Source organism: Stenotrophomonas sp. 21LCFQ19, assembly GCF_056861425.1.
The window spans coordinates 94,486-113,303 of record NZ_JBSPUF010000014.1 but is presented as its reverse complement, the minus strand read 5'-3'; the positions used below and the strand labels follow the sequence as shown (position 1 = coordinate 113,303).

Annotated in this window: 16 protein-coding genes and 1 tRNA gene; 4 read left to right on the top strand and 13 right to left on the bottom strand. The window is 60.9% G+C overall.

The annotated features are described in order from the left end of the window. Window positions 1–90: 90 nt before the first annotated feature. Window positions 91–2,106 carry an excinuclease ABC subunit UvrB gene (uvrB, locus tag AC13FW_RS15790; protein ID WP_482989701.1) on the bottom strand — a complete coding sequence of 672 codons (2,016 nt, stop codon included), beginning with the start codon at window positions 2,104–2,106 and terminating at the stop codon, window positions 91–93. A gap of 212 nt (window positions 2,107–2,318) precedes the next feature. Here uvrB and AC13FW_RS15785 point away from each other — a divergent pair, with 212 nt between their 5' ends. Both AC13FW_RS15785 and AC13FW_RS15780 read left to right on the top strand, forming a co-directional pair. Further along, complete coding sequence (locus AC13FW_RS15785; RefSeq protein ID WP_482989700.1) at window positions 2,319–2,819, top strand: GspH/FimT family pseudopilin; 501 nt, start codon at window positions 2,319–2,321, stop codon at window positions 2,817–2,819. Between the two features lie 49 nt (window positions 2,820–2,868). Beyond that, window positions 2,869–2,945, top strand: a tRNA-Asn gene (locus tag AC13FW_RS15780). A gap of 109 nt (window positions 2,946–3,054) precedes the next feature. On the opposite strand, the gene AC13FW_RS15775 is transcribed toward AC13FW_RS15780, so the two are convergent. From AC13FW_RS15775 to AC13FW_RS15750, 6 genes are read right to left on the bottom strand one after another with little or no spacing between them, the layout of a single operon-like run. Beyond that, a complete protein-coding gene (locus AC13FW_RS15775) occupies window positions 3,055–3,477 on the bottom strand; it encodes a type IV pilin protein (RefSeq protein ID WP_296251997.1) in 423 nt (140 codons plus the stop codon). A gap of 11 nt (window positions 3,478–3,488) precedes the next feature. Further along, window positions 3,489–7,217, bottom strand: coding sequence for a PilC/PilY family type IV pilus protein (locus AC13FW_RS15770; protein WP_482989699.1), 3,729 nt, complete (start codon window positions 7,215–7,217; stop codon window positions 3,489–3,491). A gap of 11 nt (window positions 7,218–7,228) precedes the next feature. Then, on the bottom strand, window positions 7,229–7,774 hold the full coding sequence (locus AC13FW_RS15765) for a pilus assembly PilX family protein (protein ID WP_296251993.1): 546 nt from the start codon (window positions 7,772–7,774) through the stop codon (window positions 7,229–7,231). Beyond that, entirely contained in the window at window positions 7,771–8,790 is a 1,020-nt protein-coding gene (locus AC13FW_RS15760; protein ID WP_296251991.1) for a PilW family protein, read from the bottom strand. The genes AC13FW_RS15765 and AC13FW_RS15760 overlap by 4 nt, the downstream gene beginning before the upstream one ends. Continuing rightward, window positions 8,787–9,290: a type IV pilus modification protein PilV gene (gene pilV / locus AC13FW_RS15755; protein WP_296251989.1), complete on the bottom strand. Its 504-nt coding sequence runs from the start codon at window positions 9,288–9,290 to the stop codon at window positions 8,787–8,789. Before pilV ends, AC13FW_RS15760 begins: the two co-directional genes overlap by 4 nt. After that, window positions 9,235–9,729, bottom strand: a complete 495-nt coding sequence (locus AC13FW_RS15750; protein WP_482989698.1) for a GspH/FimT family pseudopilin — start codon at window positions 9,727–9,729, stop codon at window positions 9,235–9,237. Before AC13FW_RS15750 ends, pilV begins: the two co-directional genes overlap by 56 nt. A 145-nt stretch (window positions 9,730–9,874) precedes the next feature. Here AC13FW_RS15750 and AC13FW_RS15745 point away from each other — a divergent pair, with 145 nt between their 5' ends. After that, a complete protein-coding gene (locus AC13FW_RS15745; protein WP_482989697.1) occupies window positions 9,875–10,939 on the top strand; it encodes a sensor histidine kinase in 1,065 nt (354 codons plus the stop codon). Between the two features lie 3 nt (window positions 10,940–10,942). Here AC13FW_RS15745 and ppnN read toward each other — a convergent pair whose 3' ends face one another. From ppnN to grxD, 5 genes are all read right to left on the bottom strand, one after another. Next, window positions 10,943–12,331, bottom strand: coding sequence for a nucleotide 5'-monophosphate nucleosidase PpnN (gene ppnN / locus AC13FW_RS15740; RefSeq protein ID WP_282267774.1), 1,389 nt, complete (start codon window positions 12,329–12,331; stop codon window positions 10,943–10,945). 111 nt (window positions 12,332–12,442) lie between these two features. After that, on the bottom strand, window positions 12,443–15,628 hold the full coding sequence (locus AC13FW_RS15735) for a TonB-dependent receptor (RefSeq protein ID WP_482989696.1): 3,186 nt from the start codon (window positions 15,626–15,628) through the stop codon (window positions 12,443–12,445). A gap of 219 nt (window positions 15,629–15,847) precedes the next feature. Continuing rightward, window positions 15,848–16,441: a YhgN family NAAT transporter gene (locus tag AC13FW_RS15730; protein ID WP_482989695.1), complete on the bottom strand. Its 594-nt coding sequence runs from the start codon at window positions 16,439–16,441 to the stop codon at window positions 15,848–15,850. Beyond that, window positions 16,438–17,181, bottom strand: a complete 744-nt coding sequence (locus AC13FW_RS15725) for an SDR family NAD(P)-dependent oxidoreductase (RefSeq protein WP_482989694.1) — start codon at window positions 17,179–17,181, stop codon at window positions 16,438–16,440. Before AC13FW_RS15725 ends, AC13FW_RS15730 begins: the two co-directional genes overlap by 4 nt. Beyond that, window positions 17,178–17,498, bottom strand: coding sequence for a Grx4 family monothiol glutaredoxin (gene grxD, locus AC13FW_RS15720; protein ID WP_282267786.1), 321 nt, complete (start codon window positions 17,496–17,498; stop codon window positions 17,178–17,180). Before grxD ends, AC13FW_RS15725 begins: the two co-directional genes overlap by 4 nt. Before the next feature lie 117 nt (window positions 17,499–17,615). Here grxD and AC13FW_RS15715 point away from each other — a divergent pair, with 117 nt between their 5' ends. Further along, window positions 17,616–18,194, top strand: a complete 579-nt coding sequence (locus AC13FW_RS15715; protein WP_481534023.1) for a superoxide dismutase — start codon at window positions 17,616–17,618, stop codon at window positions 18,192–18,194. A gap of 243 nt (window positions 18,195–18,437) precedes the next feature. Here AC13FW_RS15715 and AC13FW_RS15710 read toward each other — a convergent pair whose 3' ends face one another. After that, window positions 18,438–18,773 carry a carboxymuconolactone decarboxylase family protein gene (locus AC13FW_RS15710; RefSeq protein ID WP_282267792.1) on the bottom strand — a complete coding sequence of 112 codons (336 nt, stop codon included), beginning with the start codon at window positions 18,771–18,773 and terminating at the stop codon, window positions 18,438–18,440. Window positions 18,774–18,818: the final 45 nt, after the last annotated feature.

Below are 18,818 nucleotides of genomic sequence, written 5' to 3'. Positions count from 1 at the left end.
ACAACAATTAAGCGTTGCGAGGGCGCGTATCTTAACCCTGCTCTTCACGAAGAACAACCGTTTTCTGGAAATATTTCACACCGGGCCGCCTCAGCCCAGATTGGCTTCCTTCAGGCGATGGATCTGGTCGCGGATACGCGCGGCATCCTCGAACTCCAGGTCGCGGGCGTGCTGGTACATGGTCTGCTCCAGCTCTTTGAGGCGAGCCGCCAGCTTGGCCGGCTCCAGCGGCAGGTAATCCGCCTCGGGCTCAGCGACGCGCCGGCCCTTGCCCTTCGCACCGGACTTGGGCGAGCTTTCCTCATGCGCCCCTTCCAGGATGTCGACGATGGGCCGCATCACCGACTGCGGCACGATGCCGTGCGCCTCGTTGTACTCCACCTGCTTCTGCCGACGACGGTCGGTCTCGTCGATCGCCGCCTGCATCGAGCGGGTGATCTTGTCGGCGTACAGGATCGCCTTGCCGCGCACATTGCGCGCCGCACGACCGATGGTCTGGATCAGCGAGCCGGTTGAACGCAGGAAGCCTTCCTTGTCGGCATCGAGGATCGCGACCAGCGACACCTCGGGCATATCCAGGCCTTCGCGCAGGAGGTTGATGCCGACCAGCACATCGAACTTGCCCAGGCGCAGATCGCGGATGATTTCCACGCGTTCGACAGTATCAACGTCAGAGTGCAGGTAGCGCACGCGGATGCCGTGTTCACCCAGGTACTCGGTGAGGTTCTCGGCCATGCGCTTGGTCAGCGTGGTTACCAGCACGCGGTCGCCCATCTTGATGCGCTCAGTCGCCTGCGACATCAGGTCATCGACCTGGGTACCAACCGGGCGAATCTCCACCTGCGGATCGATCAGGCCGGTCGGGCGCACCACCAGCTCGGTGATGTCATCGCCCGATTCGCGAAGTTCGTACGGACCAGGCGTTGCCGACACATAGATGGCGCGCGGAGAACGCGCCTCCCACTCTTCGAAGCGCAGCGGACGGTTGTCCAACGCTGAAGGCAGGCGGAAGCCGAATTCGACCAGGGTCTCCTTGCGCGAACGATCGCCCTTGTACATGGCACCGATCTGCGGAATGGTCACGTGCGATTCGTCGATGACCAGCAATGCATCCGGCGGCAGGTAATCGAACAGGGTCGGCGGCGGATCACCGGCCGCCTTGCCGGTAAGGTGCCGCGAGTAGTTCTCGATGCCGTTGCAATAGCCAACCTCGGCCATCATTTCCAGATCGTACTGGGTGCGCTGCGCCAGGCGCTGCGCTTCGACCAGCTTGTTCTGTGCGTACAACTGCTCCAACCGCTCCTTCAGCTCCACTTTGATGGTTTCAACCGCCGCCAGCACACGCTCACGCGTGGTCGCGTAATGGGTCTTCGGATAGATTGTGTAGCGCTGCATCTTGCGCAGGCTTTCGCCGGTCAACGGGTCGAACATGCTCAGCTGCTCGATGTCACCATCGAACAACTCGATGCGCAGCGCCTCGCTGTCAAGCTCGGCCGGGAATACATCGATCACCTCGCCGCGCACCCGGAAGGTGCCGCGCTGCAGCTCATACTCGTTGCGGGTGTATTGCAGCTGGGTCAGGTGCTTGATCAGGTCGCGCTGATCGATGCGCTCGCCCTTGGACAGGATCAGGCGCAGCGACAGATAGTCCTCCGGCGCACCCAGGCCATAGATGGCCGACACCGTCGCCACCACGATCGCATCCGGCCGCGACAGCAAGGTCTTGGTCGCTGCCAGGCGCATCTGCTCGATGTGCTCGTTGATCGAACTATCCTTCTCGATGAAGGTGTCCGACGACGGCACATAGGCCTCGGGCTGGTAGTAATCGTAGTAGCTGACGAAGTACTCCACCGCGTTGTTCGGGAAGAACGCCTTGAACTCGCCGTACAACTGCGCCGCCAACGTCTTGTTGGGCGCCATCACCAGCGTCGGGCGCTGCACCTGCTGCACCACATTGGCAATGGTGTAGGTCTTGCCCGAGCCGGTCACACCCAGCAGGGTCTGCTTGGCGATGCCAGCCTCGAAGTTGGCCACCAGCTTTTCGATGGCAGCCGGCTGGTCACCGGCAGGCGAATACGGCGATACGAGCTGGAAGCTGTCGGACATGGCGAGTAGGACCTGCGTGGACCACTCAGTATAGCCAGCCCCGAGACGACGGCGCGGCAAGGGCTAACCCCATGTTCAGCCACCCGCTCCAGCGACACCGCCACTGCAAGGCTTTGGCGAGCATCACTGCTCCCAGCCCCGATACCCGCCCCATGCCAGCCTCCCACCCAGACCGCCGGCATCATCCAGTTGCGCGCCAATATGGCGTCAGCATGGTCGAACTGCTCGTCTGCATCTGCGTGGTCGCAACGCTTGCCGGGGTGGCAGTCCCACAATTTGCATCCATGATCGAGCGCAATCGCGCGATTGCCGCCAGCAACGCCGTGATGGCACAGCTCTACCTGGCCAGGACAACAGCAGTGAGCCGACGCACCGCAACCGTGCTCTGTCCGTCCAGCAATGGTGCTCAGTGCAGCAATGGCACCGATTGGTCGAAGGACTGGCTGATGTTTCTTGATCGCGACGGCAACGGCCGCCCCGACGCACCTACCGACATCATCCGCGCCGAGCCGCCACCGGTTTCCGGCCTGCAACTATTCAGCACGGCCGGCAGAACCCGCATCCGGTATCTCCCTGACGGCCGCAGCAGCGGCTCAAACCTCACGCTATCCATCTGCGGCAGCGACGGCAGCCTGCTCAGCAAAGTGATAGTCAACAACGCAGGCCGCGCGCGCAGCCAGCGTAGCGGCAATGTCGACAGATGCACAAAATAGCCCGAAGGTGTTGCAACAATCTTCAGGGCTAAGTAGAATGCGCCTCCCCGCCCGAATAGCTCAGCCGGTTAGAGCACTTGACTGTTAATCAGGGGGTCGTTGGTTCGAGTCCAACTTCGGGCGCCAAAATTCAAAACCTGCGAGCAATCGCAGGTTTTTTTTTGCACCGGCTTTTTGAAGCCCGAAAACAGGACGGGCCGCAACGCGGCCCGTCCATCAAAAACTCAAACAGCACTCAGAAGCATTTACTCGTATCCGAGCCTGCCGAACCAGTCACGGCTCGTACGCCATTCTGGTTGATACTGATCGTCTTGCACAGCGTGTCCTTCGATTCCTGTGAGCCCTGCGGAACTGCACTGATCGTATAGGTGGTTGCCGATACATTGGAGGGTCCGATGGCGTAATGCGCGCTTATCTCGTTCTGGCAAGGCAGCACGGTACCCGCCGCTACACCGACATACCCGCCACCCGGGTTGCTGGCGTATTGCCGTTCCATCAACTGTCCCCACTCCAGTATGCAGCCAGCCGCAGCGACACGGCGCCCCTTGACCACATGATTGATATAGCTCGGGTAGGCGATGCCGGCAAGAATGCCGATCACCGCCACCACGATCATCAACTCAATCAGCGTAAAACCTTTCTGCTTCAACATGCTCATAGCCCCGCCTCTCATTCCGGAACGATTTCACGCCAACTGATGCGCCGCGGCTGCCCGCCGGTCGGCGAAGGAATACCGCCGCTACCCGTATCAAGCCCGCCACCCGTGCCCCATGTTGCCAACGCACTCGTGAGGTTCACCTCGGTCGGCATACCACCAGTCACCCCAATCGAACCAATAACACCGGTACTGCCATCCTTGCCCGTCAAGCCTGTCTGGTCATTGAAATAACCACCCGACTTCGGACTGGTACCCGTGAATAGATTCAGGGCGTTGACAAAGCCCTTGCCAGTAGCGCCACTGCAATCGGCACCGGTCGCCGGAATCTGCGAGGCAAGATACATGGCCGAACCATAGATCGTGGGTGCCGAGGTCACGCGCTCAGGACGCGGCAGGTCGATGTACCAGCCCTGCTTGTCGGTTGGCAACATCGTATAGTTCTCGAAACCCCGCGCATCCTCACCCTTGGCAGTCTTGCCACTGTAAGGAATGGTCCGCGCCTGCAGCACACTACGCCCACTGATGGCGGCGCCTGAGTCGATGATGCCGTAGATGCTCTGCACCGTCTGGGAGGTATCAGACGAAGGCACATCACTGTTGGAGATGTAACGCCCGGTACCAAACCCGACGAAAATGCGGCCGGAGGTATCACGCCCAACACCCAGCCCGCCGGTAACAGGCTGCGCATTGCCAGCACCATCGACAGCCTGAAACACCTTTACCGCAGCCCCAGGATTGAGCCCAGTGAAATCCCAGCGCCAGATATTGCCCTTCAGGTCACCACCGTAGACCACATCGACCTTCCCGTCGGCATTGAGGTCAGCCAAACCGGTCGACATCAAACCATTACCCGAGCCCATGTCTGCGGTGAGCTTGTGGGTCTTGACGATGGAACCGGTTGACGACAGCTCATAGGCGTACAACGTGGCCGAGCCATTGGGGCTATCGATGCCGTTTGGCACCAACGCATAGGTCTTGCCCTCATTCCCCTTGCGGATCCGGACAGGACCAAACACATAGCCCATGTCGGCGTCCGGATCAGCGCCACTGGAAGGCGTCTGGAAGGACTGGTCCCAAAGTACGTTGGACACACCCATCGAACCGGGATTGGTGACGTCCAGCGCAAACACGCCACGCCCGCCACGACCCAATGCGCCTACCAGGATGTTCTTGCCATTGCCTTGATTGGCACGGCTGATCACATCGATCTGGCCGTCCACGAAATACCGATGCTCGTAAGTCTGCGAGCTCAACGTCGCCAACGAAGCAAAATCCAAGCCCTTCGGCACGTAGGAAAACAGCACCTTGCCTGTAGCAGCATTGATGCCGTGCATCATGCCGTCATTGGCACCGACAAAAACACTCTTCGAATCGTCGACATACGCTGGCGAGGAATCGACGATGTCACCGATCGGATATGTCCGCGTGCGCAGAACACCGTCCTTCTTCGATTTTTCCTTGCTCTGATCACCGCGCAGATACGCAATGTTCTCGCTTGCCGTCACCGGGTCGCTGCCACCACTACGCGCGAACACCGTCGTATTGGCCAGTGCACTGTTGAACAGTGCCGGCGTCCCATTCATGCTTGTCAGGACGGTGCGTGACGAGAAACTATCAGCATTGACCCCGCCTGCACCGAACGTCTGCGAAAGCTGCCACAGCGGCGTATCAGACACACCAGTCAGGGAGGCATTGAACGGACTGGCCTTCAAATCACCGACCCAGGTCACCGAGGTAAAGCCAGCCACGAACGTCAGCGTTGTCGTATCGGTCTTGGTGGAGCTGGATGCGATATTGGAACCCGAGGCCGTCCGCGCATCGATCGACTGCAACGCACTCTTGAGCGCTGCAGCGAACTTTTCGGTATCCGATGCAACCACGAACGCGCCACGCCCATTGAGGCTGGCATGCCATAGATCATCAATACGCTCGGCATCCTCGGCATTGGTCGGATCAGGCCATACGGCCGGCGCGGGCTTGGTCGGATCAAGCGTGCCTTGTGCACCAATGGAAATGCCAAACGTCACCATGTGCTGCCAGGTAGCTTCATCCAAGCTGGTCGGCCGCACATTGTTCGGCATGTTCGTATCGGTACGAAGGTCGTTCTTCCAGTAGTAGTACGCCACGTCGGCGAGCGTGTTGCTGTAACTATCGGAGTACTTGCTGCCACTATCCGCGTTACCGACACTGGTCGTATAACCACCATCGGTGCCGGCATTGTTCCAATAACCATCCGTCGCCAGGAGCGCATAGTTCTGCCGGCAACTCAGTTCGTTGCCCGCCCCGTCACGCCATGGGCTTCCACTATCGGAACGACTGAAATATCGCCCTGCACGCTGAAGAGCGCCATGCAACGGCGTGCCATTGTAGGCAACTACGTTCTGCAACCTGCCAAAGAAATCACCGCGATTGGTAGCACCGGTCTTGTCTTCGAACAGTCCGTTGTTACGACTGGTGGGAATCGGGAAGGCAGGCGTGTTACCACCGACCGAGGCCGTACCGCCGCCACGATTCCAGATCGTGTCGAAACCGATACGGTAATTTTTCTCCAGCCCACCAAACGCCTCCGAAGCACCGCCCTTGGCAATCTTGTTACGCGTGCGATGGTAGGAATACCAGGTCGCATAATTGCTCAACTCCTGCGCCAGCGTGCGCGAGGTCGGCAACGCATTGGAACAGTTGATCCAATCCTTGCTGTCAGTGCCGACGCCACAGCGATTCGTCGTCGTCACCTTTGCATTCATGGTCATGCCGGAAAACGCCGAATACGCATATGCCCCGATGTAGTAAGTACCGGCACTGGGCGCATTGAAAGTACAGGTCTCGGAGTTTCCGCCTCCATTCGACCTGCAGTCGTAGTTGTTGAGTGCCGGATTTGATCCGTACCGAACATACAAATCCGAATCGCCACTGCCACCAGAAGTAGTTACTTCAAACTTTGTAGCTCCGCTGGGGACGACGACTGTGTAGTACAGCCAATTATTCTTGGTGGCAGAAAGCGAACTCTTGGGAAAGCCCGCGGCATTGCTATCCGTGCTGGTTACTGTGCCATAAGTGATCGTACTGACAATACCCGACCCGCCACCAAGGATCTTGTAGAACCGGTAGTTGTTGCCATTGGCAACATAAGTGGCCGTGGTATTGGAAGGATCCTTGGGCACGAAGAAGACCTGCTCGCCACCACACACTTCCCTGCCGCCGCTGTTCGGCTCATCGGAACTTGGCGAGTTGTTGGAACCAAGGTTGTAGTTGTATTTCCTGCAGCTACCCGCATCACCCAGGTCGATCGTGCCGCCACCGACCAGATTGAAACTTGCGTACACGGCAGAATAGGAGGTTCCGCCGTTCATGCGCGAAGTACCATCCGCATTCAACCACGGCTTGTATGTAACTGCCGGGTTGTAATACAGCGTATTCCGGGTGTAGGCGCGACGTGCAACATTGACGTTGCTGGTTGTCCACTTACCTACACGCGTTCCCCTGCCCTCAGGACAGCCCGCGTCGGAGAACTCACACTCGTCATCAGGCATGTACTCAAACGCCATCGAGCCGGAGTCATCGAGAATCATCATGATGTTGGGCGGAATGGAGTCACCGCCGGTCAGCAGCGGATATGGCGGAAACGAAACCGCCGCTGGCGCAGAGCCCGCTGCAACCAAGGATATCCCCATTGCCAGCGCGCACGTACGAACGCGTTCGCCCAGGACATTTATGGATTCAGATCTGGTCTTTGAGTTCATGACGTGCCCCATCAGCGGCGATACAACGATTGGACGACCACCTCGGTGCCCGTTGCCGTGGCTGCATAAGAGGTGATACGGAAAACGCTCTGCTCGGTGGTTGGGATGCAGGTCTTGGAGAAATCAATGCAGTCAGAGGCACCACCACCGTTCACCGACGTTCCAAAATCCTCGATCACAAACTTCGGGGTGATCGCACCATTGACCGTGCTGACTGCCGCCCCTTCCCGGAACGCACCATTCTTCCAGAAGTCCGCAGCCGCCCAAGGCGCATCCGCATCAGGCAGAGGCGTCGCGCACAGCCCGCTGGAACAGCCTGAGCTTGGGAAACCAACACTGCCATCGCGCACGACAATCTCAGCCTGTCGCAAGCCGGCCTCGGCCCCCTGGAAGGCCAAGCCGCGCGCGATGGTATTGGCCGCCATGCGCTCCTGCATGATGGCACCACGCATCGATGCCAAGCCCAGCAGGGTAATCACCACCAGCATCATCAGCACCACGATCAGCGCTGCGCCAGACTGCGCACCCCGGCCAAGGGCCCCGTATTTGCTTTTCATTGAATGTCATCCTGATGATTGCGGAGGACGATGTAGTCCTCCATCGTCCGCGACAGCACGGCGCCATCAACACCGCGCCGGTCCGAATCCGTCATCGAGCCACGCTCCGCCTGCAGGGTCAACGCCAGATGGATCGCGGTCACCCGCCCCCAGGCCGCGGCGGCTTCCACGTCAGCAGCCGTCACATAGCCGGAAGCAGAACCAATCTTGTAGCGCAACGCCATCGCGCTCACGCCTTCTGCGATCTCGCTGCGGGCGCCCTGCACCGTGCGGTACAACGAAGATCCGCCGCGGGTATTGCTCCCCACGGTCCAGCGCGCCTCATAAGGGACGACAACGAACGCAGGCGACCGGCCAATCCCACGCGGGCATGCCGTTACATCAGCAGCGGTAGGCGTGCCTGCGACGCGGAAGCAATAACCAGGCCCTGAAACTGCAGCACTGCACTGGCCGAGGTCGGGCGTCGGGGTCAGGCCCGCACCACAGTTGTTACCTGCTGCATGCTGGACCGCGGCACCAGAAATACCCGTGACGGAAAACACGATTGCCTGATCGCTATTGCACACCATCAATGCCTGGCCTGAAACCAGCCCGGCCGCGGTATTGAGGGTAACTGCATCACCCGGCCGCGCATGCGCCTGCACGCGGTATTCGCGCCCGTTGGCCAAATACAGCGATACCGCATCGTTGCCATCGCTTGTGTCACCGAACATGCCATTGGCGAAGCGCCCCCAGAACTGCGCGTCCGCACCTGTCATCTGCACCGTGATCGGGTTGGCCGCAGTGAACCGCGAGCAGGGATTGACGCCCGCTTCACGAATATCACGGGCCATCATTTCAAACGCGGCGCGCTGGTTCTCCTGGATTCGACCAACCGCTTCGGTCGACCCATAGACACGGCGGTTGGACAGGAAAATACTGCCCGCGGCAGCCACGACCAGAAGGCCCAGCAACAAGGCAACCATCAATTCGATCAGCGTAAAACCGCGCTGCCGGCGGGGGCTCTGGACGTTCATAGGTTACTTGCCACCTCGACCTGCTGTTTGGAATCACCACCGGTTGCTCGCGAATCATTCCACTGCACGCCAACGGTACAACTCATGGTGTTGGCGACGCAGACAACCCGCCCCATCGCATCCGGGGCCACCGTCTGCTGCAAGCCAGTAAGCCAGGCCGCCATGGTGCCGGGATCCCCACCATCACCTGCGACATAGATATTGGTGTTGTAACTGCCAATATTCGCCCGATCCGCGCGAATGATGTCCATCATCGAATACGCCTGCAGCGCTGCCTGGGTACGTGCAGCCGAGCTACCACTGTTCTTCAGGGTGATGGCCTGCAAAGCAGCAATACCAAGCACACCGATTGCCAGGATCAATACCGCAACCATCACCTCGATCATGCTGATGCCGCGCTGCTGCGCCAAGCCGAACCTGCGCTTTCTGCCATAGCGAGTCATATCAGATATCTCCCGGAGCCGAACAGCCAGAACCAGCGGCACGGCGCGCAGATGCAATGCGCACTACCGCCGCTGAAATGTCCACGGCGTTGTCACCACCCAAGTCGGCAGCACACAGCGAAATGGTGCCACTGGTCGCGGCGCCCACCTGTACGAAACCACTGGACGAAAAGCCGATGCGCGCAGAACCTGCCAGGTTGGCGCTGGGCACCAGGCGCAACCCGGGATGCACCGTGATCGAACGTAGCACCGTGGGCACCCCACTCTTCGTCGACAGTACGATCCAGCGTGAGCCCACGCTACCGGAGCAGGTGCTGCCATCGTTGCTGGCACACAGTGCTGTGGTAGAACGACGTGCCAATGCCTCGGAACGTGCAAGCTGCAAGGCTGCAATCATTTCGTTGCTGCTGGAAACAACCCGGTTGTGCCTGATCATGTTGCTGAAAGCCGGCACTGCGATCGCACCCACGATCGCTATCACCGCGACAGTCACCATCATCTCAACCAGGGTGAAGCCCCTGGCGCGCGCGCGCCCCGCCCTGCAACCCCTTGCTGGCCGAAACCTGACCATGCGCAAGCTCCCCATATTGTCTAAGCTGACACGCTAAGCCAGCCTCCCACACCATAGCCAGCCCCTGCCGATGGACGGTAATTCATTCATGACCAATGGCGGCGCCCACCCCAAGCCAGCCACCGGGCAAGCGATCACCCCGCTTGACGCCCTGTGGAAGGCCCCCGCCATCATCTGGACCATCATTGCCGGCGAGGGCCTGGCGATCATCCTGGCACTGGCACCGGAGATCAGCGGCAGTCGCTGGGTGTTGTTCGGGGTGCTTTCCTTGATGGTGCAGTGGGTGTCCCTGTCCGCGCTGGGCGCCCTTTACCTGTTGCGCACCCCGCTGTCCCGCCTGCCACCCACCTGGGTAGCCAACATCACCTTGCTACTGCTGGTGGTATGCAATCTGCTGGTCTGCACCGCCTGCTGGTGGCTGCTCAGGGCGCTGTGGCCGATGTCGGCGGGCAACTGGCTGTCCGCGCTACTCCGTTTCACCGGCATCATCCTCACCTTCGGGCTGCTCGGCGTGGCCGCCTTCCAGAACCATTGGCGTGCCCGCCAGCTCGCTGTACGCACCAAGCAAGCCGAACTTGAAGCCCTGCAGGCACGGATCCGCCCACACTTCCTGTTCAATACGCTCAACACCGGCGCGGCATTGGTGCACCAGCGCCCGGAAGTCGTCGAACACCTTCTACTGGATCTGGCCGACCTGTTCCGCGCCGCGTTGGCCGGCCCACAGGAGATTGCCCTTGCAGACGAGATCGCCCTGACCCAACGCTACGTCGAGATTGAAAAACTGCGCTTTGGCGAGCGCATGCGTATCTACTGGGATACGCCAGCCCCCCTGCCCACCATCAAGGTGCCAACGCTGTCCCTGCAACCATTGGTTGAGAACGCGATCCGCTATGGCATTGAACCCTACGCCGAAGGCGGCGACGTCAACGTCACCGTCCGCCAGGAAGTGAACCAGGTAAGGGTAACGATTGAGAACGCACTGCCGCCAACGGGCTACGCACCGATGCGCGGCGGTCACAAGGTCGGCCTGGAATCATCCAAAGCCCGCATCCAAGCCCTCACTGCAGGCCTTGGCGATGTGGCAACACATTCGACGAATGGCCGCCACATCACCACAATCACCTTACCCGGCTGATACTCAGGCAACCACCTGATAACACGGTCGGTACTCACCGGAGATCTTCATCCGGCGCTGCTCTACAAACGCGCGCAACAGCTCGTCCAGCGCCTGCATCATCTCGGTATCGCCGTGGATCTTGAACGGGCCGAATTCCTCAATCCGGGCCATGCTCTCTTCCTTGACGTTGCCGGCGACGATGCCGGAGAACGCGCGGCGCAGGTCGGCGGCAAGGTCAGGGGCCGGACGCCCCTTGTGCAGGTCCAGCCCGGCCATGGCTTCGTGCGTAGGCACGAACGGCTGCTGGTAAGGCAGTGGGATCTCCACCTGCCAGTTGTAGAAGAACGAATCGCGCTGCGCCAGGCGGAACTCGCGCACACGCTTGATGCCCTGCGACATCTTGCGGGCCACGCCAACCGGGTCGCCGACGATGATCTCGTAGCGCTCGGCAGCCTTGTCACCCAGGGTCAGGCGGATGAAGCGGTCGATCTGCTGGAAGTAAGGCGCGGCAATGGCCGGGCCGCTGAGAATCAGCGGGAACGGCAGATCCTTGTTCTCCTCGCTCAACAGGATGCCGAGCAGGTACAGGATCTCTTCGGCGGTACCGACGCCGCCCGGGAACACGATGATGCCATGGCCAAGACGGACAAACGCCTCCAGGCGTTTCTCGATGTCCGGCATGATCACCAGATGGTTGACGATCGGGTTCGGCGACTCGGCAGCGATGATGCCCGGCTCGGTGATGCCGATGTAACGGGTATTGGTCTTGCGCTGCTTGGCATGGGCAATGGTGGCGCCCTTCATCGGCCCCTTCATCGCACCCGGGCCGCAGCCCGTGCAGATATCCAGGCCACGCAGGCCCAGCTCATAGCCGACCTGCTTGGTGTAGAGATATTCGTCACGCGAGATCGAGTGACCGCCCCAGCACACGACCAGGTTCGGGTCGCTGGGCTGCAGGATGCGCGCATTGCGCAACACGCCGAACACCGCATTGGTGATGCCGTCGGAGGTCTCCAGGTCGGAGGCGTACTCCGGCCCCAGCTCGATGGCCATGTAGGCAAGATCGCGTACCACCGAGAACAGCAGCTCGGCGATACCGCGGATGATTTCGCCATCCACGAAGGCCACCGCCGGCGCATTGCTCAGGTCGATGCGGACACCACGGTCCTGCTGGGTCACCTGTACATCGAAGTCCGGATACAGGTCGCGCGCAGCGCGCGGATCGTCCGAGGCGCTGCCACTGGTCAGCACCGCCAATGCACAGCGACGCAGCAGTTCATGCATGCCACCGCCAGAAGCATCGCGCAACCGCGCAACTTCAGCCCGTGACAGCACGTCCAACCCACCACGCGGATAAATCCGTGCGTCCTGCACCGGCAGCGCCCTCGCTGCCCCTTCGTTCTTGGTCATTTCCACTTCAACTCCATTCATTGGCGATCGACTTTAGCGCTACCCCCAATAAAAAGAAAACGGCCGGGTTGCCCCGGCCGTTCACCTGTTACTTCATTTCAGCCTGACCGATCAGAATTCGTAACGCAGGGTCAGCAGGGCCGACCAGCGCGAAACGACACGATGCGGGTAACCGGTGTTGGAGTCATACGTGGCCAGCTTCTCCGGGTACTGGTTGCCGAGCCTGTACTCGTAGGTACCATCCGTCTTGATACCGGCCAAGCCAGCCAGATAACGGGTGTCATAGCCCTGCGACTGCTGCTCCGTCACGCCCCAATCCTTGTTGAGCATGTTCAGGACATTGAAGATGTCCAAGCGAATGATCGACTTGTGTTCCTTGAAGAAGCCCGGCAACTCCTGCTGCAGACTCACGTCGAACTGGTTCACCCACGGGTAGCGGGCGCCATTGCGCTTGGCGATCTGGCCACGGTGCGAAGACAGGTACGGGTTGGCGTCGATGAACGCATGGAACGCTGCAATCTGCTCGGCGGTTGCATTGCCGTAGCTCACGTTCGGATCGTTGACCAACGGGATGTACGCCGGATCCTGGAAGATGCGGTCGCCGTTCGGATCTCCATCGATGATCCAGGTATACGGCAGGCCGTCACGACCGTTGTAGAACGCGGTGAAGCTGGTCTTGTAGTCACCGAAGAACGCGTGCTCCCAACCGAACGATGCCTTGATCGAGTTGCGCACTTCACGGCTGGCGGTCGAAGCGATTTCTTCGTTCGGATTCAGACGCGATACGAACTGGTAGCCCGACCACGCCTGCGACGAGTTGTCCGAACCTACTTCGGTCGCCTTCGTGTAGGTATAGCTCAGGTTGCCGTACCAGCCATTGGCCAGCGGCTTGTTCAACGAGAACGTCACCGCCGTCGAAGAACCCTTGTCGGTGTTGCCCAGCTTGGTGGAGTTGTATTCGAAAGCGGTATTGCGGCCGCAGTTCTTGTTGGAGCTGCTGGTCGAACCAAGCTTGCAGTAGTAGTAGTCACGGCCGTCAGCCAGCTGACCCTGCACTTCACCGATGTTGATCGCCTGGTAGAACACGCCATCCTTGTTCTTGATGTGCTGTGCTTCCACCGAGCCGATCAGGCCCATCCACGGCAGTTCCGCGTCATAACCCAGGCTTACCTTCCAAACGGTCGGCAGCTTGAAGTCAGGATCGATGGTATCGACCTGCTTGGCCACGCCATCGGCGGTCATGTTCGGCGGGAACGGCTGGTTGTTGGAGTCCGGGCTGAACGGGTACTGGCTCGGATCGTACGAGGTGAACGAAGCAGCGGTCACGCCGTTGTTCTGGTACGGGTTGGCCAGCCACACGAACGGCGGCACGCTCTGGAACAGGCCGATGCCACCGCGCAACTGCGAGTAGCGCTCGGTATCAAAGGTGTAGTTGAACGCAGCGCGCGGCAGGACGACCTTGTTGCTGGCGCCCAGGCGGTAGTCATTGCGATAACCGAATGCTTCTTCAAAGCCAGGCGTGGTCGGCGGAGCCTTGTTGGCCTTCGGGATATTGACGCGCACGCCGTAGGTCAGCGACAGGTTGTCATTGACCACCCAGGTGTCCTGGACGAACGGGCTGACCTGCGTATAGACCATCGCGGCAGCGGTGTCGTTGACGCCGTACTGGCCAATCGGCTGACGGACGTTGTACGAGTCGTACTGACCAGCTTCGAAGTCGGCAATGCTGGCGAAGGTGTACACACCGTGCAGGTCGCGACCATACAGGTTGAACACGTCGTTGCGCATGTAGTCCACACCGAACTTCAGCGTGTGGTCGTTCAAGTACCAGTTGGCAAACACCGTCGCGGTGAGCTTCTCGGTGTTGATCTGGTTCTCGTGACGGTTGCGATCCTCACCCAGACGGATACCGTTGCCCAGGGTGGTGTTGTTGGCCGTGGTGATGTTGATCGTCGGCAGATTCAGCGGGTTGCCGTTGATCTGATCGAAGGTCTGGTAGCTGACCTTGGCCTCGGTGGAGAAATTCGGGCTCCAGTCGCTGAACAGCTGCAACGAGGTGTTCTTGGTCAGGTTGTCCTTGTTGTACCAGCGGCTGCTCAGGATCACCGAGTTGCTGTTGGCATCGTAAGGCTGCGGCAGGAACTCTTCGGTACGCTGGTGGGTCAAGCTCAGACGGTGACTGTCATTGATGTTCCAGTCGATCTTTGCCAGGTAGCGCTTGCTGTCCAGGTTGACGCCAAAAGCACCATAGGTACCAGCGTCGAAGCCGTACTTGTTCTTGGCGATGTCGATGACCTGGTTGATCTCGTCCATCGAGACCACACCGTTCTCGTAGCCGTCCGCATTGGACGAACCACCGAAGTTGGTCACTTCCTGCTCTTCGTACGAGGCGAAGAAGAACAGCTTGTCCTTGACTATCGGGCCGCCCAGGGTCACGCCCTTGGTGGCATCCTTGTCAAAGCCGCCGTAATTCTGGCCATTGCGCGAACCGACCATGTCGTCGGCATTCTTGTACGCGTAGTACACCGAGCCGTGGAACTCATTGGTACCGGACTTGGTCACTGCATTGACGGTTGCGCCAACGGTGTCGGAACCGACGTCATAGTCGGACACCTTCAGGTCGTAGGCTGCAATGGTGTCGACCGAAATCGGCGAACCTGCATACGGCATGCCGTTGGCGTTCAGGCCGAACGGGTCGCCCTGGGACAGGCCATCGACCGAGATGTTGTTGTAACGGTTGTTGACGCCTGCAACCGAGATGGCGCCGGTGCCCTGGTCGGTTACCGTGATACGCGGATCAAGGCGCGCCACGTCATCCAGCGAACGGTTGCCCTTCGGGGTCAGGTCCAGCTGGCGGCCGCTGATCGAGGTGCCCACACCCTTGTTGTCCGGGTTGAAGGTATCCATCAGACGCGAAGCGGTGACTGCAACGCCAGCCATCGTGGTGACGTCGCCGCCGAGCTGGGCGTTGATCGCGCCGACCTGGTTCAGGTTGAGGTAAACACCCTCTTCGGTCTTGGTGCCTTCGCCCGGCTTGGTGATGGTGATCGTGTACGGGCCACCAACGCGCAGGCCGCGCGCGGAGTAACGACCCGAATCATCGGTGACTGCGCGGCTGACCGTGCCCGACTCGGTGTGGGTTATCGTGACTTCAGCACCAGCAACCGGCTGGCCGCCGACGTTGGTGACCTGACCGCCGACGCCGGCAGAGGTGCTCTGTGCGAAAGCCGGTGCAGCCGCAAGAGCGACGACAAGACCAAGTGCAAGCTTGGACATCTTGATACGCGGGTGATTCATAGGTGGGTAGCCTCGAAACGAGTTGGCGATTGAGAAAAAACGCGATCCATCAGCCCCGGGATCAACCGAGCGCCTGATCGTCTTGAATCTTGGGGGTCCCTTCCGAGGCGGTTTCAGCCGCAACGGTTAAGATAAGGTTAACACGGTAATGACAATTTATGACTGCAAGAAGACAGCGGTATTGCGCTGCAGCAGTTCCCCCTACGGCGGATCAAGCAGTTAGCGGATTGACGCCAGATAGGTCCCCAGACCATCCAGCAGCATCTGTACCGAAATTGCGACCAACAACATGCCCATCAGGCGCTCCAGCGCGGTCAGCGCGCGGGCACCCAGCAGCTTGTACAGCAGGGTTGCGGACATCAGGATCGCCGCCGTCCCACCCCAGGCCAGCAGCAAGGCCAGGCTCCAATCACCCAGGCGCGCCGGCTCGTTGCTCCCCATCAGCATCACCGCCGCCATGCCAGAGGGCCCGGCGACCAGCGGAATCGCCATTGGCACGATGAATGGCTCACCGTCCGGTACCGCCCCCATCAGACCCTCCGGGCGCGGAAAGATCATGCGGATGCCGATCAGGAACAGCACGATGCCGCCAGCGATGGCCACCGACTCCTGGCGCAGGTGCATCAGCTCCAGCGCGAATTTGCCGCCCCACAGAAAGGCCATCAGGACTGCCAGCGCGATCAGCAGCTCACGCACCAGCACCACCCGCTGACGCCGGGGCGTCAACGGCTTGAGCAGACTGAGGAATACCGGGATGTTGCCCAGCGGGTCCAGGATCAGAAACAGCAGCAAGGCCGCTGAAAGGATCGTCACGGGGCCAGGTCCAACACCTTTCCACGCCACTGCGCGCCGCTGGCCGCAAGCAGCTGCACGCTGGCGGCGGCATAGTTGGCGGGATCAACCGGCGCCGCGCCTTCTTCATGGGTGAACGCACGCGCCCGCAGCCCGGTGCGCATCGGCCCCGGCTGCATGCCACAGACCCGGACCGGGCCGTTGCGCAGCTCATGGTGCAGGCTCTCGATCAGCCCGCGCAGCCCGTACTGGGCTACCCCGTAACCGCCCCAATAGGCCTGCCCCACCCGTCGCGGATCATCCAGCGCGAACACCACCGCCGCGTCCTCGCGCTGCCGCAGCAAGGGCAGGCAGGCCTGGGTCAACCAGGCACGGGCAGTCAGGTTGACGTGGATCGCCCGTGCGAAGGCTGCCGGATCGCCGGAGGCAAACGGGGTCAGCCCGGCGAAATCGGCCGCGCAATGAAGAACGCCGTCCAGCCTACCGAGCTCGGACTCCAGCCGTTCGGCCAGGGCCGCGTAGTCATCGGGACTGGCCCCCTCCAGATCCAGCGGGTACAGCATCGGCTCCTGGCCGAGTTGTGCGGCGCTGTCGTAGACACGATTGAGCTTGGCGACCTTGCGACCCAGCATCACCACCGTCGCACCAGCCTCCGCGCAGGCCCGGGTCGCCGCTGCGCCCAGACCGCCCGCAGCACCTGCTATCAGAATTACCCGACCAGCCAGGTCGGCGCCCACGTCACCCCGGGGCTGGGCGCTCACGCTTGCCCGGCCTCGGCAACGATGCGCTTGAGCTCGCCGGACTCCAGCAGCTCCAGAATGATGTCGCAGCCGCCAATCAACTCGCCGTGCATGAAGAACTGCGGGAAGGTCGCCAGGTTCGAGTAGCGCGGCAGATTGGCTCGCACCTCCGGGAACTCAAGCAGGTTGACCGTGCGCAGATTGATTGCCCCGGCTGCCGTCAACGCCTGTACCGCGCGGCTGGAAAAGCCGCACATCGGGTACTGCGGCGTACCCTTCATGAACAGGACAAGGGGATGTTGCTCCACCTCAGCCTGGATTTGTTCCATCACCGGCATTCGAATTCTCCCTACTGCGAAAGAACGGCCCGTCCTGGTCGGATAGACTTTCCCGTGGTTGACCATTGTAAGCCGAGCCGGCCAACTCCCGGCGCCCTGCCCCGAAAAGAATCTCCGATGCCCGTCCAACTTCCTGAACTGCCCTACGCCCGTACCGCGCTGCAGCCGCACATCTCCGCCGAGACCCTGGACCTGCACCACGGCGGGCACCATCGCGGCTACGTGGATACGGTCAATGCGCGCATCGCCGGCACCGAGCTGGACGCGCTGCCGTTGGAGGAGATCGTACGCAACAGCCAGGGCAGCCTGTTCCAGGCGGCGGCGCAGGCATGGAACCACGACTTCTTCTGGCAATGCCTGCACCCGCGTGCAGGCGGCGACCCGCAGGGAGTGCTGGCCGAGCACATCAACCGTCAATTCGGCGATGCGCAGAAACTACGGGAAGAGTTCAACCGGGCCGCCCTGGGCGTGTTTGGCTCGGGCTGGACCTGGCTGGTGCAGCACCCGGACGGCAAGCTGGCCGTTGTCAGCACCCGCAACGCCAACACCCCATTGACCGGCGACAGCACGCCCCTGCTGGTCTGCGATGTCTGGGAGCACGCGTATTACAGCGATTACCAGAATGACCGTGCGCGCTTTCTGCAGGCGTTCTGGAAGCTGGTGAACTGGGATTTCGTTGAGGCGCAGCTGCGCTGAGGGCCAGCGACGGCAGGCATGCAGGGCTTTGGCTTTGCTCCTACGCCGTCATTCCCGCGCAGGCGGGAATCGCTCCTGCTCGTGCTCGTGCTCCTGCTCCTGCTCCTGCTTCAGCCTCGGAACCACTTGTGCACTTGAGCAACGCGCGCGGCTACGGCAGAAGCACAGAAGCCAGAGCGATTCCCGCCTGCGCGGGAATGACGATCTGAAAGTTCTCTGAGTGAGCCAGAAGCAAAACCCGCCTCACTCGTGCGCAGCCACCGCGTCCAGCACCCGTGCCGAATACACCAGTGCCGCGCCGGCATTGAGCGCGACCGCCACACCCAGCGCCTCGGCAATTTCCTCTCGGCTGGCGCCCTGCTTCAGGGCAGCGTCGACATGGGTGGTGATGCAACCATCGCAGCGGGTGGTCACCGCCACCGCCAACGCGATCAATTCGCGGGTCTTGCCGTCCAGGTGGTTGGTCTGCGCGCCTGCGCCGCTCAGGGTGATATAGCCCTTGAGCGTATCCGGCGAGAGCTTGCCGAGTTCGCCGATACGGCCCTTCAGCTCACGGCGGTAGTCATTCCAGTCGAGCATGGCAGGGTTCTCCAGTTGGGACTGGAGAACCTTACGCCGGCAAAG

Coding starts and splice junctions, on each gene's coding strand:
- uvrB (WP_482989701.1), bottom strand. CDS start 2,106: ATGTCCGACAGCTTCCAGCTCGTATCGCCGTATTCGCCTGCCGGTGAC.
- AC13FW_RS15785 (WP_482989700.1), top strand. CDS start 2,319: ATGGTCGAACTGCTCGTCTGCATCTGCGTGGTCGCAACGCTTGCCGGG.
- AC13FW_RS15775 (WP_296251997.1), bottom strand. CDS start 3,477: ATGAGCATGTTGAAGCAGAAAGGTTTTACGCTGATTGAGTTGATGATC.
- AC13FW_RS15770 (WP_482989699.1), bottom strand. CDS start 7,217: ATGAACTCAAAGACCAGATCTGAATCCATAAATGTCCTGGGCGAACGC.
- AC13FW_RS15765 (WP_296251993.1), bottom strand. CDS start 7,774: ATGAAAAGCAAATACGGGGCCCTTGGCCGGGGTGCGCAGTCTGGCGCA.
- AC13FW_RS15760 (WP_296251991.1), bottom strand. CDS start 8,790: ATGAACGTCCAGAGCCCCCGCCGGCAGCGCGGTTTTACGCTGATCGAA.
- AC13FW_RS15750 (WP_482989698.1), bottom strand. CDS start 9,729: ATGGTGACTGTCGCGGTGATAGCGATCGTGGGTGCGATCGCAGTGCCG.
- AC13FW_RS15745 (WP_482989697.1), top strand. CDS start 9,875: ATGGACGGTAATTCATTCATGACCAATGGCGGCGCCCACCCCAAGCCA.
- ppnN (WP_282267774.1), bottom strand. CDS start 12,331: ATGACCAAGAACGAAGGGGCAGCGAGGGCGCTGCCGGTGCAGGACGCA.
- AC13FW_RS15735 (WP_482989696.1), bottom strand. CDS start 15,628: ATGAATCACCCGCGTATCAAGATGTCCAAGCTTGCACTTGGTCTTGTC.
- grxD (WP_282267786.1), bottom strand. CDS start 17,498: ATGCCGGTGATGGAACAAATCCAGGCTGAGGTGGAGCAACATCCCCTT.
- AC13FW_RS15715 (WP_481534023.1), top strand. CDS start 17,616: ATGCCCGTCCAACTTCCTGAACTGCCCTACGCCCGTACCGCGCTGCAG.
- AC13FW_RS15710 (WP_282267792.1), bottom strand. CDS start 18,773: ATGCTCGACTGGAATGACTACCGCCGTGAGCTGAAGGGCCGTATCGGC.